Below are 17,625 nucleotides of genomic sequence, written 5' to 3'. Positions count from 1 at the left end.
GATGCTATCCCGGATGTGGCTCATTCGTTAGCTTATTAATTAAAACATTAGGGTGACTTAATGGACAAAGTTAATAAGATCGCCATTAAAATTTAAAATAAAAAATGAAAGACGTTTAGTAAAAAGTGTATCTTCTTTGCAAAATGCATTGATTAATACGCTTAGTTTGACGTGGCAAAGATATAGAATTTAAGCCCGAACTTTATTTTATGATAGCAGATTGTCAATCTAAATTAGCGGCAATAAATCATAACTTACTAACGTTATTTCAATACGGAGGAAAGTAATATTATGTGTGGAATTGTTGGATATATTGGCTATGATAATGCCAAAGAACTATTATTAAAAGGTTTAGAAAAATTAGAATATAGAGGTTATGATTCAGCTGGTATCGCTGTTGTCAACGATGATGGAACAACTGTATTTAAAGAAAAAGGTCGTATCGCAGAATTGCGTAAAGTTGCAGATGGCAACGATATTGACGGACCAGTTGGAATCGGTCACACTCGTTGGGCAACTCATGGTGTACCAAATCATGAAAACTCACATCCACATCAATCTTCTAATGGACGTTTTACATTAGTTCATAATGGTGTAATTGAAAACTATGAAGAATTAAGAAGCGAATACTTACAAGGTGTGTCATTTGTTTCTGAAACAGATACAGAAGTGATTGTTCAATTGATTGAATACTTCTCTAATGAAGGGTTATCAACTGAAGAAGCATTTACAAAAGTTGTATCATTATTACATGGTTCATATGCACTTGGTTTATTAGATGCAGAAGACAAAGAAACAATTTATGTTGCTAAAAACAAATCACCATTATTATTAGGTGTTGGTGAAGGATTTAATGTTATCGCTTCAGATGCATTAGCTATGTTACAAGTAACAAATGAATATAAAGAAATTCATGACCATGAAATTGTTATTGTTAAAAAAGATGAAGTTATTATCAAAGATGCAGAAGGTAATTTATTAGATCGTGATTCTTACATTGCTGAAATTGATGCTGCAGATGCTGAAAAAGGTGTTTATGATCACTATATGTTAAAAGAAATTCATGAACAACCAGCTGTCATGCGTCGTATTATTCAAGAATATCAAGATGCAGAAGGTAACTTGAAAATTGACAAAGATATTATCAAAGATGTTGCTGAAGCAGACCGTATTTATATTATTGCTGCAGGTACAAGCTACCACGCAGGATTAGTTGGTAAAGAATTTTTAGAAAAATGGGCGGGTGTACCAACTGAAGTACATGTTGCTTCTGAGTTTGTTTATAATATGCCTTTATTATCTGAAAAGCCTTTATTCATCTATATTTCTCAATCAGGAGAAACTGCAGATAGCCGTGCTGTATTAGTAGAAACAAATAAATTAGGTCATAAATCATTAACAATTACTAACGTTGCTGGATCTACACTTTCACGTGAAGCAGACCATACGTTATTATTACATGCCGGACCAGAAATCGCAGTAGCTTCAACTAAAGCTTATACTGCTCAAATAGCTGTATTATCAATCTTGTCACAAATTGTTGCTAAAGAGCATGGACAAGAAGCTGACATTGATTTATTAAGAGAATTGGCAAAAGTGACTACTGCAATTGAAGCAATTGTAGATGACGCACCAATTATGGAACAAATTGCTACTGATTTCTTAGCAACAACACCAAATGCTTTCTTCATTGGTCGTACAATCGACTATAACGTAAGTTTAGAAGGTGCATTAAAACTTAAAGAAATTTCATATATCCAAGCAGAAGGTTTTGCTGGTGGTGAATTGAAACATGGTACAATCGCACTTATTGAAGAAGGAACACCTGTCATTGCATTATCAACTCAAGAAAATGTTAACTTATCAATTCGTGGTAATGTTAAAGAAGTTGTTGCACGTGGTGCTCATCCATGTATTATTTCAATGGAAGGTCTTGAAAAAGAGGGAGACACATATGTAATCCCACATGTACATGAATTATTAACACCATTAGTATCAGTAGTGTCACAACAATTAATTGCATATTATGCAGCATTACACAGAGACTTAGATGTTGATAAACCACGTAACCTAGCAAAATCAGTTACAGTTGAATAATCAAATAAGTATGTGTTGAGTGGTCTTTATGACCACTCTTTTTTTTAGAAGTTCTATGATTTAATGACAATTAAATCATTAGAACTTCTTATGCAGTTGCCTAAAGCAACTGTAAACCTAAAAATATGATTTATAATCATCTAGAACTTCTTATGCAGTTGCCCAAAGCAACTGTAAACCAAAGAACTGATTTATAATCATCTAGAACTTCTTATGCAGTTGTCTAAAGCAACTGTAAACCAAAGAACATGATTTTAAATCATCTAGAACTTCTTATGCAGTTGCCTAAAGCAACTGTAAACCTAAAAATATGATTTATAATCATCTAGAACTTCTTATGCAGTTGCCCAAAGCAACTGTAAACCAAAGAACTGATTTATAATCATCTAGAACTTCTTATGCAGTTGTCTAAAGCAACTGTAAACCAAAGAACATGATTTTAAATCATCTAGAACTTCTTATGCAGTTGCCCAAAGCAACTGTAAACCTAAGAACATGATTTTAAATCATCTAGAACTTCTTATGCAGTTGCCCAAAGCAACTGTAAACCAAAGAACATGATTTTAAATTATCTAGAACTTCTTATGCAGTTGCCTAAAGCAACTGTAAACCAAAGAATATGATTTTAAATCATCTAGAACTTCTTATGCAGTTGTCTAAAGCAACTGTAAACCAAAGAACATGATTTTAAATCATCTAGAACTTCTTATGCAGTTGCACAGATGAGAGTGACTGTATAACGATAAGCACAGTGGTTAGCATGTAATAAACTAGGAAGTGAAAGTAAGACGATATTATACTGTTGATGTCTAGAAATACACTAAATAGCATGAATGCATAGTTAACATCATGTGTTACTGTTACGTCATAACTAGCCGCTTCAAAATGTTTTTAATACTATTAGATATAACAGAATTAAACTATAATGATGAAAAGGAATCATTTTCACAATTTCAAAATTATTAACACTTCTAAATTGTATTAGTGATAAACATTTATATAGTAACGAAATAAGGGGTGGAAGTATGTTAATTCAATTAAGTCATGTAGGACGAATGAAACAAGGTAAAGAAATATTACATGATATCAATTGGCAAATTGAAGAAGGGGATAAATGGATATTATATGGCTTAAATGGTGCAGGTAAAACAACATTGTTAAATATCTTGAATGCTTATGACTCAATCACTCAAGGTCAATTAACATTATTTAATATGACGCCAGGAAAAGTTGGATATTCCGCTGATTCAGTCCGTCAACAAATTGGTTATGTCTCCAATAGCTTAATGGAAAAATTTCAAGAAGGTGAAATTGTTATTGATGTTGTTATTAGCGGTGCTTTTAAATCAATTGGCGTCTATAAAGAAGTAACTAATGATTTGATCAACGAAGCTAGACAATGGCTTCAACACGTAGGAATGTCAGACTTTGAAAATCAATATCTCGGTTATTTATCAACTGGAGAAAAACAACGTGTGATGATTGCTAGAGCATTGATGGGACAACCTAAGATACTTATTTTAGACGAACCAGCATCAGGTTTAGATTTTATCTCACGTGAAGAATTACTAAAGATAATCAATACATTATGCCAAGCACAGCCACAATTAGCGATGATTTATGTGACACATTTTATTGAAGAAATTAATCAGCAATTTGATCATATGATGTTATTAAAAGATGGACAATGTTTTATGCAAGGCAAAACAACAGACGTATTAACATCTACAACGATGTCACAATTTTTCAATCAAAATGTCACGGTAAAATCATGGAATCATAGATACGCACTCTTTTTAGATGATTAAAAGTTTTGCAAAAGTTGACCGTTAATGACAAAATTTAGATAAGATTACTTTGATAATGGAGGAGAACATGGATAACGTAAAAGCAATATTTTTAGATATGGATGGTACCATTTTACATGAAGATAACCGAGCAACCGAATATACACGAGATGTTATTAATCAATTGAGACAACAAGGAATGAAAGTATTTTTAGCTACAGGACGTTCGTATACAGAAATTTATCAATTAGTACCTGAAGGTTTTGACGTTGATGGTATTGTTAGCTCAAATGGTACTACTGGAGAAGTAAATGGTAACAACATTTTTAAACATGAATTAACAGTGCAACAAATTAACCAAATTATTGACTTGGCAGAACAACAGCAGATTTATTATGAGGTATTTCCATTTGAAGGTCATAGAATGGCTTTAAAACAAGATGAAACATGGATGCGAGCAATGATCAGTAGTGATGAACCAATTAATAATGTAAGTCATAGTGAATGGGCAGCTAGAAAGGAATCTTTAAGTTCAAAACTTAAATGGGTGGATCAATTCCCTGAAGGAGAATATTCTAAAATATATTTATTTAATCCTAATTTAGATAAAATCACGAATTTCCGGGATGAATTACAGCAAAATCATGTACTGTTAAATATAAGCGTATCAAATTCATCACGATTTAATGCTGAAACAATGGCCTTTAATACAGATAAGGGTACAGGTATTAAAGAAATGATAGATTATTTTGGAATTCATCAAAATGAAACTTTAGTTATAGGTGACAGTGATAATGATAGAGCCATGTTTAAATTTGGACATTATACTGTTGCTATGAAAAATGCACGCCCAGAAATTCAAACATTAACTAAAGATGTGACGACATATACGAATGAAGAAGACGGTGCTGCCAAATATCTAGCACATCACTTTTTAGATAACTAAGCCACCAAATCAACCTCATAGAACACAATAAAAATAGGTTCCTATTTTTATGTATCAGTCCAATTTGGGAGAGAACCAAAAAATCCAGCTCACACTTAATTTTAAGCGTGAGCTGGATTTTTAATTAACATCTGATTGATCAATTAAAATGATACGAACCAGACTATCGTTGACTTAATTACTGTTTATGATTGTCGATAATGTCATCTTTTGTTGATGATACATCATCTTTAACCTTTTCTGTATTATTATCAACTGACTGTTTAACTTTATTATCTTGATTGTTATCTACTGTATCATTAATTTTATTTTCTACCTTAGAGTTCGTTACTTTTTTACTAGATGGTTGAGTTGTACCTGGATGTTTAGTTTCTTTAGCACTAGTATTTGTCGTTTTATCATTATGACCACGATTAACAAAGTACTGTATGATACCCATCATGATAACATAATATAAGATGATACTTATGATAAGAGTAATAATCTTAACAGTAGTTAATAGAATTTGCGCGAATGATTGTGATGCGTTTTGAGTAGCTACTAGTAGTAGTAAATATAATGGTCTATTAATGATAAGAATAATTAAGTTGACTAATAGTACACCAATAAAGAATTTGAACCATGTTTTTTGACCATTTTTAATACCTTTAAAGCCATCTTTAAAACTTGCCATTACTTTTTGACTAGGATTTTCAATAAAAGCAACTGTGTAATTAATCATTGCGATTAATGTAGCCCAGACAAAGATTGAAGTAATAAATGATGTAATCAATAAAACAAGGATTTGAACTGTCACTAAAATAGCTAATTGATGATCATTTGTTGTTAAACTTTGTTGTAATTGCGTAAATAAAGGACTAACAATCTTACCGTATAACATACCTAATAATGATGTTACGATCATTAATACGATAAAAATAACTGTCGTTAATAATGCTAAGACAACACTTTTTAAATAACGACCTTTTTTAAAGCTAAAGAATAAGTCTGTAAAATGAACTTTGTCTTTTTTGATAGCTCTTGTCATGACATTAATGGCACCAACAATAAGTTGATAACCAATAAATAAAGTTAATAGTACTGCAATTAACAGGATAATAGCAATTTGAATATACATTACTGGTGGGACTTGTTGTCCGAATTGAGCGTATAAACTTAATGGCATAATTGCGTTAGTCAATAGTTGTCTGACAAATGCAGATGCAATATATACAACCGCAAATGCAATAATTGTAAATATCAGTGTGATTAAATTTTGTGGTTTTGCATTTTTAAATGCGGATTTATAATATGTGAACAATGATATGCACTCCTTTTCTTCATATAAATACAATATCAAAAATCCTTTTATTTTCATATCAATATCTTATAAAAAGACGATTGAAATGTTACAATATGCTAAAATTACTATAAAAGTGGGGGATATGTCATGCGCAAATTTGCAATTATAACTGATATTCATGGAAATGCAGATGCACTAGAACGCGTGTTAGATGATATAGATCGACGTGGAGATATCGATAAAATTTATAATTTAGGAGATAATATCGGTATCGGTCACGAAACGAATAAAGTATTAGATATGATATTTGAAAGACAAGATATGGTAATGATAGCAGGAAATCATGATGAGGCAATTATGTCGGTTGTAAATGGTACGCCATATCCTAAAGATTTATATGATAAATTTTATGAGCATCATCACTGGATTGAATCTCATCTGGATGAAGAATATTATGATGTATTAAATGACTTACCTAGATATATAGAAGAAGATATTTGTGGTAAAAAGGTACTATTTATTCATTATGAAATTACTAATGATATGTTGGAAGAGCCAATTGATCAAGTACCATTTAGTCCTATAGCAAAAGACGAAGAACAAGCAATGTCTGAACTCTTTGCGGATAAAGAAGCGGATCTCATTGTTTTTGGCCATAATCATAGATTGCATCTGTTTGATGATAAATCAACAATCTATTTTAATCCTGGTTCAGTAGGGCTAAATAATGGTGCCAATACAGTTTATGGTATCGTCACAATTAGCGAACACGGTATTAATATTGAACGTGTTAAATTACAATACGATGATGAAGAGTTTATTAAAGGTTTTAAAGAGAAAAAGGTTCCAGCGACAGAATTAATTTTTGATAAATTTATGTAACTACCTTGTTACCGATGAAATACTGTCTTTGATTATCATTGCCAACAAGTAAGTATTGGTTGAAAATACATGATAAAGATTACAATGTAGTAATTGCATATCAAAAAATAGCCCTAGCAATCGTCTGAATTAATTTCATTGCTAGGACTATTTTTATTTGATTAATGGTGATGTGATGCGTGTTTATGATTATCGTCTTCGTGATGTTCGTGTAAATGCTGATGTCCACCTGAACATAATGTAGATTCATCATGTTTATGATTAGGTGTTTCTAATTGTATGGTCATATGATGAATATTGAGATGTAATAAATCATGTTCGATCGATTCTAATAATTGTTCACACGCTTCCATTGTCAATGAACGATCAACAACAGCATGACAACTTAATGCATTCATATCATTTGAAATCGTCCATACATGATAATCATGGACACTATGAACACGATGATCTTTTGTAACTGCATTAATGACTTCGGTTAAATTGACATCATTTGGTGTTCCTTCCATCAAAATATTAATAGAAGATTTAGTAATACCCCATGCGCTTTTTAAAATAATAACTGAAACCAAAATACTAGCAATAGGGTCAGCAATGGTCCAACCAAAAGCCCAGATTAAAATAGCTGCCACAATAGCACCTATAGAACCTAACAGGTCACCAATAACATGTAAAAAGGCGCCTCGCATATTTAAATTATGGGAAGTATCTCCACCTTTAAACATTAAGTAAGCCACCACAATATTAACGATTAAACCAATAATGCTAATAATCATCATTTCTTGAGATTGAACGTGTGATGGTGCAAAGAAACGTTTAATTGCTTCAATGACGATTAATGCACTAATGATGAAAAGTGCCACACCATTAAATAATGCAGCTAATATTTCAAAACGTTTGTAGCCATAGGTCTTAGTTGTAGTAGCATTTTTTTCAGCATAAATAAATGCAATCAGTGCTACACCCAGTGAAAAGGTATCACTAAACATATGAATACCATCTGATAATAGTGCTAAACTATTGGATAAAAAGCCCCCAACAATTTCTACAATCATATATATACCAATAATTAAAAATGATAAGAATAATACTTTTTTATTATTTGTTGTAACATGACTATGGTGGTCATGATGATGATGTGAATGTGACATCTTATTTAACACCTTCTTTTGGATGATTTGCATGGTCAATTGCTTGTTTTAACATCGTTGCAACATGTTGGTCGTCTAATGAATATATCATAGATTGTCCTTGCCTTTTAGAAGTAACTAATTGGACGCTTTTTAACAGTTTCAACTGATGTGACACATTTGATTGAGATAAATTCAAAGTATGAGAAATATGGCCGACACTTGCTTCACCTTGTGATAATAATTCCATAATACGTAAGCGATTCAAATCACCTAATGCTTTGAATATATCTGTGACACGCTCTAATGTTTCATTGTATGTAGAGTTATCATGTTGTTTCAAAATATGACAATCCTTTCATATGAATATGTGTTCATATATTAATTTAATATGAAATGACTGTCATGTCAATGGGTATGCTGTTTATTTGTTATCACAGGTGGTATGTGTTGTAATGACATACAAAAGGAGGATGTAAAGATGAATACATTAGTTATTGGCGCAAATGGTGGCGTAGGTTCTTATTTAGTGCAACAGCTTGTTGAAGACAACGCATCGTTTACTGCAGGTATTAGAAAAGCTGAACAACTAAAAGATTTACAAGCTCAAAATATTAATGCAGTATTAGTTGATGTTGAAAATGATTCAATTGAAACGTTAACTGAGACTTTCAAAGGTTTTGATAAAGTTATTTTCTCAGTTGGTTCAGGAGCAAGTACTGGTGATGATAAAACCATTATTATCGATTTAGATGGAGCTGTTAAATCTATGATTGCCAGTAAAGAAGCTAATGTTCAACAATATATCATGGTATCTACTTATGATTCTAGACGCCAAGCTTTTGATGCAAGTGGAGCTTTAAAACCATACACAATTGCTAAGCACTATGCAGATGACTATTTAAGACGTTCTGGTTTAACATATACTATCGTTCATCCAGGTGCATTAACGAATGATGCAGGAACAGGTAAAGTTGAAACAGATTTATATTTTGAAGGTGTAGGTTCTATACCAAGAGAAGATGTGGCAACTGTTTTAAAAGAAGTTGTGCTATCAGACGGTTTTAAAAATCAAGAATTCCAAGTGATTAGTGGAGATTCAACTGTCAAAGAAGCTTTAGCAAAATATAAATAGTAACATTAGTTATTATCATTAAAAAAATCTAGCATGCGCTCAACAAGTTAGTACATTATCTAATTTGTTGAGCGTATTTTAAATATTATAAGCCAATGACGGATACTTGTGGTTCTCTAATTTTTAGGACGGATAAATAAAAAGTGAACAATGGTGTATCAGTCTAATTTGGGAGGAACTATATTTGTATGAGTAATAATAAAATTTAAATAAAACAATTGTTTTATTTTTTACAATAAAAGGAGTTTACAATAAAAGGAGCCTGACAATTATCAATATTTGCACTAAATATGATACAACTATCAAAGTTGGTTAATGGTTGTTATAATAAATTGCACTAGAAATCGTATCGGTTAACCAAAGCTTAAAGTTCATTATTATAACAATGTAAATGTTTACATTAATGATTAAAAATAAACGATCTTTATCTTGTATCGTTAAAAATATGATACAATCACATATAGTTAATAGATTACGATTGATATACATATAGAGTTACGCAGTGACATGATTTAAAAGATGTTATTGAGGGAGTATGAACTGAAGAATTAAAATATAGAAAATGATATGTGCAGTGTAGGTATGACAATGCCGTTATTTTTACAACCAATTTTAAAAGAAAAGCCTTGGGGTGGCCAACGTTTGGGAGAATTTGGTTATACTTTAAGCCATGATCATATAGGTGAATGTTGGTGTGTGTCTGCACATCCCAATGGGAAAAGTATCATCACAAATGAACCTTACCAAGGTCAATCACTTGATCAAGTATGGGCAGAACATCGAGAATTATTTGGAGATTTTCCTAGTAAAGATTTTCCATTATTAACTAAAATTGTTGATGCACAAGAATCATTATCCGTACATGTACATCCTGATGATTCTTATGCTTATGAACATGAACATGGGCAATATGGGAAATCAGAATGTTGGTATATTATTGATGCAACAGAAGGGGCACAAATTGTAATTGGTACTGAATTACAATCTAGAGAACAATTTGAAGCACATATTGAAGCACAAACAGTGGAAGAAGGCTTAAGATATATTGATGTAAAGCCTGGAGACTTTTACTTTATACCAGCAGGTAGTGTGCATACATTAACGGCCGGGATTCTAGCCTATGAGACAATGCAGTCATCAGATATCACATATCGAGTTTATGATTACAATCGTCAAGCCCAATACCAAGTTGATAGACCATTAGAAATAGAGAAGGCTTTAGATGTTATCGAATATAATGCACCTCTACCTAATATTGTGCCTGAAACGGAAATTATAGAAAATCACAAATGCACACATATCGTGTCTAACGATTTCTTTACTTTAGTAAAGTGGGAAGTTTCTGGAACCTTGAACTATATGAAACCTAGAGAATTTTGCTTAGTCACTGTTTTAGAAGGTGAAGGTCAAGTTATTGTTGATGGTGCTATCTTTAAATTAATGATGGGAACAAGTTTTATTTTAACCTCAGAAGATTTAGATAGTGTTTTTGAAGGTGACTTTACGTTAATGATAAGTTATATTTAGACAACATATACTATCTGGGAGAGATTTTTAAGTGAAACAGTTTTTATATATAGCGTTAATTTGTGGTGTTATATCAGGATTGGGTGTCTTTTTACATATGCCACAATACCCATCCATGTGGGTGCCGCGTTTCGTATCAATCATAGGTGTAATAAGTACGATTCTAACATTTAAAGATAAAAATATTAGTTCGTCGCTAAAATTTGGTGGTATATTGATTAATCTTTTACCTATGTGTGGAACATTTATGACACCAGCATAAACAGCATAAGGACATATTTGGATATTATAGCAACATTGACATCTCGTTATACAAATTGTGTATCATCAGAGATGTCTTTTTTTAGTTTTATCGCAAAATAAATATGTTAAAATATTGATAACTGTTTTTATTGCAACGTTTATTATAATTGATTGAAACAGGAAATAAGACAATATACTTATTGATGAAAAATTTATTAAAGAACATAAAAATGGACTAATTAAACAGGTAAAATTGTATTGATAATATAACAATTAGTGAGATAAGGAGTATGAAGATGACAGAGGAAACAAATTACTTTTGGTTGAATTGTGGATATAACCGTTGGAATCATAATGAACCTTTGGTAGGTCAAACAACATTGTTTGAATCAGGTGCACATTTTAATCCATCTCAAGGTTTTAGAGCGTTTAAGAAAGCTAAAGTTGGTGATCAAGTCATCTTTTATCAAGTGCAAACTGATACAGGACTACTTGGTTGTGGTGAAATTATTAGTGTGGAGACAGGTGCACAAAATAAGATACGTGTACAATTTCGCTTTGACGAACAATTAAAATCACTAACTACAGATTATTTAAAACGTAGTGAAGCGTTAGAATTCCGTATGAATAATATGAAAGAAACGCTATTTAATCAAATTACTGAAGATGAATTTCATCTGATTAGTGGATTAGGTCGTGGAGACATTAAAATTCCACGCTACTTCTTTTTATCTGAAACAGAAGAATTTGAACCAGGTAATCATTACACAATATTTACACATACTTATAATGGTATAAAACGCAATGGTTATCATTTTTATACGCAACTTGAAGAAGGCGACAATATTATTTTTTACAACAAAAAGAAAGACCAATCTGTCGTTGGTATTGGGGAAGTATCAAAGCATATTCATGAAAAACCACCCATTCCAGGTAGAACCAACAGTACTGCAATAGAGGTTTATTATGACAAAAATATTACGCCTATCACATTAAGTGCTTTAAATAAGCATCCTAAATTAAAAAATTTATATTTTTTACAAGAAAATGCCAAACAAGCCATTGCTAGTATGTCGCAAGCACAATACGACGCTATCTTGGATATGAGTCATAATGGTTTGAAATCACCGTTTGAAATGGTGAAAAAAACAAATGTACTTGATGATGAACAAGAAGAAACAGTGAAACCATTTATCTTATTAGTTGTTGATGATAAAGAAGAAGGCTTAAAAGCAGCGCAAGATTTGTTACAAAAAGCGAATGCTAATCCGGTTATAACTACTGGACATCCTGATTTTTCAGAGGATATGCTTTATGGTAAGTATTTACCAAATGAAGCGGGAGCGTTATATTATCGTGAAGGCTTTATAACACAACTTATGCCTAAAAAAGATAAAAGTTATTTAGTCATTGATAATTTTAATCGTATTGATCCTGATATATTCCAAACCTATATTAATGTATTAGAGGGATACGAAGTAACATTACCTAGATATAATAAAGACGGTAATATGATTAAGTGGTCAAGACAAAAAGATTCGTTTTATCACTTTAATCCTAACTGGCATATTGTAGGTGTGACGTATGATAGTCTTGATGAAATTAAAAAGAAATACTCAACTCAATTTTTAAAATATACACGTATCGTCAAAGTTAATCAACACGACTAATTCATCATACAGAGACAAGGGCAATAAAGATTTGGTTAACAAGTCTTTATTGCCCTTTTAGTACATCAAATTAGGGTTCTCTATTTTTTAGGACTGATAGATAAAAAATAAATAATTTAAAATGAAAATTTAATTATGTATCAGTCCGATTTGTTAGAGAACCCAAATTAGTAGAAAAGATAGATATAAATTTATATTCAACATTATGACAAATGAATGACTTTTAAGAGATAAATGTGAATAATTGTTTAGTTTTAATAAAAGAAGGCAAAGTATATATTAGGTTCACAAAGGAGTGGATAGTGATGACGATTGTTTATTATGATGGCAACTGTATTTATTGCTACAATTATGTTATTTGGCTTATAAGACATGGCTTACCAAAGGATATTGAATTTGCCACGATTAAAGGTAAGATTGGACAGCAGTTTTTTGAGCAACACCCACAAGCTATAAATAAAAACAGTGTCATAGTTCAACAAGGTGACACGTTATTATATGAATCACAAGCGATTATTCACTTACTGTTAACATTACCAAATTATAATAAATTGTTAGGAATACTGTTGTGGTTAGTACCTAAACCGCTGAGAAATTTAGGGTATCGTTTATTTGCTAACAATAGAGATAAAATGTGGAAGACGATTTGGCAACCGCCGACAACTTATGATAAATCATTTTTCCTAGATGATAATGTGAAATATAAGTTAACTAATTGATAAAATTACTTGCTAATTGATAATGTGGTGTATAATATTAAATATAGTGTTTAGTGAACAGTATTATTTTTGTGCTAAATTCACCATTTTGACAGAATTTTAATGGTTGAAAAATATAATTATGAAAAACCACTTTACAGATTAGAATTATTATAATATAATAATTATTGTAAACAAAGAGAAAAATTAATTTTAAGGAGCGAATGATATAATGAGTAACCAACAAGATGTAGTAAAAGATTTAAACCAACAAGTAGCAAACTGGACAGTAGCTTATACGAAATTACACAATTTCCATTGGTATGTTAAAGGACCTAACTTCTTCTCACTACATGTTAAATTTGAAGAGTTGTATAATGAAGCAAGTCAATACGTAGATGATTTAGCTGAAAGAATTCTTGCTGTAGGTGGTAATCCAGTAGGTACACTAACAGAAAGTTTAGAACAATCAATCGTTAAAGAAGCAGGTAAAGGTTATACTGCTGAACAAATGGTTGAAGAATTATCTAAAGACTTCTCTAATATTTCTAAACAATTAGAAACAGCAATTGAAACAGCTGGTAATGCTGGTGATGATGTGTCTGAAGATATGTTCATCGGTATGCAAACATCAGTTGATAAACATAACTGGATGTTACAATCATACTTAGGTAACTAAGTTAGCAATTGAAACTTTATAATAATAAATAGAGGATACATGACGTATTACATTGTTAGATTAAAGTCTAATTTCTGTAATACGTATGTATCCTTTTTTAGTTGAAAAATGCCGATGATATGGGTTCTCTATTTTTCAGTACTGATAAATAAAAAATGAATAATTTAGTATATAAATTGTTTTGAAGCCGAGACTCCTGAGGGAGCAGTGCTAGTCGAAGACTACAGGCTGAGACAGCACCCTAGGAAAGTGAGGCTTAAAAAATAATTATGTATCAGGCCAATTTGGGAGAGAACCATGATATGCAGTAATAGCTACATTTATCATCGGCATTAAATTTAATTTATTCAGCGATTTCTAATGCAATTTCCATCATTTGTGTGAAAGAATTTTGACGTTCTTCAGGTGTTGTTGCTTCGTCACGTAAAATATGATCGCTTACAGTAAAGATACCTAAAGCTTTTTTACCTGCATGAATTGCATTTAAATATAAACCAGCAGATTCCATTTCAATTCCTAAGATCCCCATTTTTTTCCAGTTATCATTGAATGTTGAATCTGCATTATAAAATGTATCAGATGATAAGACGTTACCAACATGAGAAGTTGCGCCAATTTGATCAGCAACATTTTTAGCTTTTGTCATTAAGTCAAAATCAGCAATTGGTGCGAAATGTCCTGGAATATTATATTGATCGACATAGTTAGAATTAGTTGAAGCTGCTTGAGCAATAATGACATCATATAAGTTAACATTTTCTTGTAATGCGCCACAAGAACCGATACGGATAATGGTATCAACATCAAAGAAATTATAAAGTTCGTATGAGTATATACCAATACTAGGGATTCCCATACCAGATCCCATGACTGAGACTTCTTTACCTTTATATGTTCCAGTATAGCCTAGCATGTTTCTAACATCGTTAAATTGTTCAACATTTTCTAAAAAATGATCAGCAATGTATTTAGCACGTAAAGGATCTCCAGGCATTAACACTGTTTTAGCAATTTTTGTTCCATTAGGTTGGATATGTGGTGTTCCATTTGTCATATGTAATCTTCTCCTTAATACTCATTAATAATTTTAAGATAACATTAGTTTCACTTTTTTGCGAATTTTTGTACTATAGAATTAAAGAATTATAAAAATATATTAATGATTAGTTAGTTAATTAACTGTATTTAAGTGAAGTGTGTTAAATATGGACAAATAACGCTGAGTGACATTGTGGCTTAAGGGTAACTTCAGCTTATGACACATATATGTAATCATTGTTATGGGGAATGATTAATTAATAGAGTAAAACAAATATATTTTTGTAATCAAATATAAAGGAGGGCTTTTCTATGGAATATGCTAAATATATTGACCATACATTATTAAAGCCAGAAGCAACGACTGAACAAATTAATCGTATTATTGACGAGGCGACAACGTATCATTTTAAATCCGTATGTGTTAATCCAACGCATGTAGCTAATGCAGCTAAACAACTTGCGGATACAGATGTACTAGTATGTACAGTTATAGGATTTCCACTAGGAGCATCAACGACAGCGACTAAAGTGTTTGAAACGAAAGATGCTATTAATAATGGAGCAAATGAAATCGATATGGTTATGAATATCGGAGCTTTAAAAGATCAACGCTATGATGATGTCAAAAATGATATTCGCGCAGTAGTAGAAGCTGCTGACAATCATACGGTTAAAGTAATTATTGAAACAGTATTACTAACGAAAGATGAAATTGTCAAAGCTAGTGAACTAACTAAAGAAGCAGGTGCTCATTTTGTGAAAACATCAACAGGATTTGCTGGTGGAGGTGCCACACCTGAAGACGTAAAATTAATGAAAGACACAGTTGGTGATGCGTTAGAAGTTAAGGCGTCTGGTGGTGTACGTAATTTAGATGATTTTAATAAAATGGTAGCAAGCGGTGCAACACGAATTGGTGCCAGTGCAGGCGTTCAAATTATACAAGGGTTAAATAGTGATACAGATTACTAAAATTAGACTTTAGACGAAATAGCTAAACATAACTGTAATAGAATGAAATTGTTCATAGAACATCATACTTAATTGATTAGTTGGAATTTCAAAGAGATAGCAATTCAATAACTGGGAATGATCGGGAAACATCTGAGGCTATTGTTATATGGCGAGTTGATAAATGTCATCATATCTTGATAGTCGATTACAGCTCTTAAAATCTATAACAAAGGATGATAGTTATGAGAATGATAGACATAATTGAAAAGAAAAGAGACGGTCACGCTTTAACAACAGAAGAAATTAACTTTTTTATTGAAGGGTATGTTAATGGGGATATACCTGATTATCAGGCATCAAGTTTAGCAATGGCAATATATTTTCAAGATATGAATGATGATGAACGAGCTGCTCTAACAATGGCGATGGTAAATTCTGGTGATGTCATTGATTTAAGTGCTATTAACGGTATTAAAGTAGATAAACATTCTACTGGAGGCGTTGGTGATACAACAACATTAGTTTTAGCACCATTAGTTGCTGCTGTTGGTGTACCTGTAGCAAAAATGAGTGGTCGAGGTCTTGGTCATACAGGTGGAACGATTGATAAACTAGAATCTATCGATGGTTTTCATGTTGAAATAGATGAAGATACCTTTGTAAAATTAGTTAACGATAATAAAGTAGCGGTTGTAGGACAATCAGGAAATTTAACACCGGCGGATAAAAAATTATATGCCTTAAGAGATGTGACAGGAACAGTTAATTCAATACCATTAATAGCTTCCTCTATAATGAGTAAAAAAATTGCTGCTGGTGCAGATGCTATTGTTCTAGATGTTAAAACTGGCAGTGGTGCCTTTATGAAAACGTTGGCAGATTCTGAAGCACTAGCACATGCAATGGTTCGTATCGGTAATAATGTAGGTAGAAAAACGATGGCGATTATTTCGGATATGGATCAACCACTTGGACGTGCCATTGGCAATGCACTTGAATTGCAAGAAGCCATTGATACATTGAAAGGTAATGGTCCTAAAGATTTAACTGAATTGGTGTTAACATTAGGTTCACAGATGGTTGTCTTAGCGCAACAAGCTGAAACATTGGATGAAGCAAGAGCAAAACTGCAACAAGCAATTCAATCTGGTGCAGCTTTAGACAAATTCAAGCAATTTATTATCAACCAAGGTGGAGATGCTACCATTGTAGATCATCCTGAAAAGTTACCTCAAGCAACATATCAAATTGAATATCAGGCGCAGCAATCAGGATATGTTACACAATTAATTTCTAATAATATTGGTGTGGCATCAATGATGCTAGGTGCAGGACGTCTTACTAAGGAAGATGATATTGATTTAGCTGTTGGAATTGTTTTAAATAAGAAGATTGGGGATAAAGTAGAACAAGGAGAATCTTTATTGACGATTCATAGTAATCGACAAAATGTTGATGATGTATTACAAAAATTAGATGAAAGTATTACTATCTCAAATAACAATGTTTCACCAACATTAATTCATAAAATAATTACTGACTAGGAGTTGGAGA

The 17,625-nt window shown here is 31.9% G+C and carries 16 protein-coding genes; 12 read left to right on the top strand and 4 right to left on the bottom strand.

What is annotated here, in order from left to right; all coding sequences use genetic code 11:
- The first annotated feature begins 291 nt into the window (after positions 1-291).
- From glmS to J3R86_RS09485, 3 genes are all read left to right on the top strand, one after another.
- A complete protein-coding gene (glmS, locus tag J3R86_RS09495) occupies positions 292-2,097 on the top strand; it encodes a glutamine--fructose-6-phosphate transaminase (isomerizing) (protein ID WP_207517091.1) in 1,806 nt (601 codons plus the stop codon).
- A 1,025-nt stretch (positions 2,098-3,122) separates the two neighbouring features.
- On the top strand, positions 3,123-3,905 hold the full coding sequence (locus J3R86_RS09490; protein WP_207517090.1) for an ABC transporter ATP-binding protein: 783 nt from the start codon (positions 3,123-3,125) through the stop codon (positions 3,903-3,905).
- Between the two features lie 67 nt (positions 3,906-3,972).
- Positions 3,973-4,830: an HAD family hydrolase gene (locus J3R86_RS09485; protein WP_207517089.1), complete on the top strand. Its 858-nt coding sequence runs from the start codon at positions 3,973-3,975 to the stop codon at positions 4,828-4,830.
- Positions 4,831-5,008: 178 nt separating this feature from the next.
- Here J3R86_RS09485 and J3R86_RS09480 read toward each other — a convergent pair whose 3' ends face one another.
- Positions 5,009-6,130: a YtxH domain-containing protein gene (locus J3R86_RS09480; protein ID WP_207517088.1), complete on the bottom strand. Its 1,122-nt coding sequence runs from the start codon at positions 6,128-6,130 to the stop codon at positions 5,009-5,011.
- Positions 6,131-6,259: 129 nt separating this feature from the next.
- Between J3R86_RS09480 and J3R86_RS09475 the strand changes: the two genes are divergently transcribed.
- The gene (locus J3R86_RS09475) at positions 6,260-6,994 is read left to right on the top strand and encodes a metallophosphoesterase family protein (RefSeq protein ID WP_207517087.1); all 735 of its coding nucleotides are present in this window, start codon (positions 6,260-6,262) and stop codon (positions 6,992-6,994) included.
- Between the two features lie 161 nt (positions 6,995-7,155).
- On the opposite strand, the gene czrB is transcribed toward J3R86_RS09475, so the two are convergent.
- Positions 7,156-8,145 (bottom strand): cation diffusion facilitator family transporter, encoded by a 990-nt coding sequence (gene czrB, locus J3R86_RS09470; protein WP_207517086.1) that lies wholly within the window; start codon positions 8,143-8,145, stop codon positions 7,156-7,158.
- Position 8,146: 1 nt separating this feature from the next.
- Positions 8,147-8,467: an ArsR/SmtB family transcription factor gene (locus J3R86_RS09465; protein WP_207517085.1), complete on the bottom strand. Its 321-nt coding sequence runs from the start codon at positions 8,465-8,467 to the stop codon at positions 8,147-8,149.
- A 138-nt stretch (positions 8,468-8,605) separates the two neighbouring features.
- On the opposite strand from J3R86_RS09465, the gene J3R86_RS09460 reads away from it, so the two are divergent.
- The 6 genes from J3R86_RS09460 (at position 8,606) to J3R86_RS09435 (ending at position 14,076) form a co-directional block, all read left to right on the top strand.
- The gene (locus J3R86_RS09460) at positions 8,606-9,259 is read left to right on the top strand and encodes an SDR family oxidoreductase (protein WP_207517084.1); all 654 of its coding nucleotides are present in this window, start codon (positions 8,606-8,608) and stop codon (positions 9,257-9,259) included.
- A gap of 588 nt (positions 9,260-9,847) precedes the next feature.
- Positions 9,848-10,786: a type I phosphomannose isomerase catalytic subunit gene (locus tag J3R86_RS09455; protein ID WP_207518545.1), complete on the top strand. Its 939-nt coding sequence runs from the start codon at positions 9,848-9,850 to the stop codon at positions 10,784-10,786.
- 31 nt (positions 10,787-10,817) lie between these two features.
- Positions 10,818-11,048 carry a calponin homology domain-containing protein gene (locus J3R86_RS09450; RefSeq protein ID WP_207517083.1) on the top strand — a complete coding sequence of 77 codons (231 nt, stop codon included), beginning with the start codon at positions 10,818-10,820 and terminating at the stop codon, positions 11,046-11,048.
- Positions 11,049-11,325: 277 nt separating this feature from the next.
- A complete protein-coding gene (locus tag J3R86_RS09445; RefSeq protein ID WP_207517082.1) occupies positions 11,326-12,699 on the top strand; it encodes an EVE domain-containing protein in 1,374 nt (457 codons plus the stop codon).
- Positions 12,700-13,004: 305 nt separating this feature from the next.
- Positions 13,005-13,418 (top strand): thiol-disulfide oxidoreductase DCC family protein, encoded by a 414-nt coding sequence (locus J3R86_RS09440; RefSeq protein ID WP_207517081.1) that lies wholly within the window; start codon positions 13,005-13,007, stop codon positions 13,416-13,418.
- Positions 13,419-13,629: 211 nt separating this feature from the next.
- Entirely contained in the window at positions 13,630-14,076 is a 447-nt protein-coding gene (locus J3R86_RS09435; protein WP_207517080.1) for a Dps family protein, read from the top strand.
- Between the two features lie 343 nt (positions 14,077-14,419).
- Here the strand turns inward: J3R86_RS09435 and deoD are convergent, their stop codons facing one another.
- The gene (gene deoD, locus J3R86_RS09430; protein WP_207517079.1) at positions 14,420-15,130 is read right to left on the bottom strand and encodes a purine-nucleoside phosphorylase; all 711 of its coding nucleotides are present in this window, start codon (positions 15,128-15,130) and stop codon (positions 14,420-14,422) included.
- 296 nt (positions 15,131-15,426) lie between these two features.
- On the opposite strand from deoD, the gene deoC reads away from it, so the two are divergent.
- The gene (gene deoC, locus J3R86_RS09425) at positions 15,427-16,089 is read left to right on the top strand and encodes a deoxyribose-phosphate aldolase (RefSeq protein WP_207517078.1); all 663 of its coding nucleotides are present in this window, start codon (positions 15,427-15,429) and stop codon (positions 16,087-16,089) included.
- Between the two features lie 224 nt (positions 16,090-16,313).
- Positions 16,314-17,615 (top strand): pyrimidine-nucleoside phosphorylase, encoded by a 1,302-nt coding sequence (locus J3R86_RS09420; RefSeq protein WP_207517077.1) that lies wholly within the window; start codon positions 16,314-16,316, stop codon positions 17,613-17,615.
- Positions 17,616-17,625: the final 10 nt, after the last annotated feature.

It is taken from the genome of Staphylococcus simiae, assembly GCF_017357005.1.
Classification (GTDB): Bacteria; Bacillota; Bacilli; order Staphylococcales; family Staphylococcaceae; genus Staphylococcus; species Staphylococcus simiae_A.
Note: the sequence above shows the minus strand (reverse complement) of the source record. Positions and strands in the feature narration are given on the sequence as shown.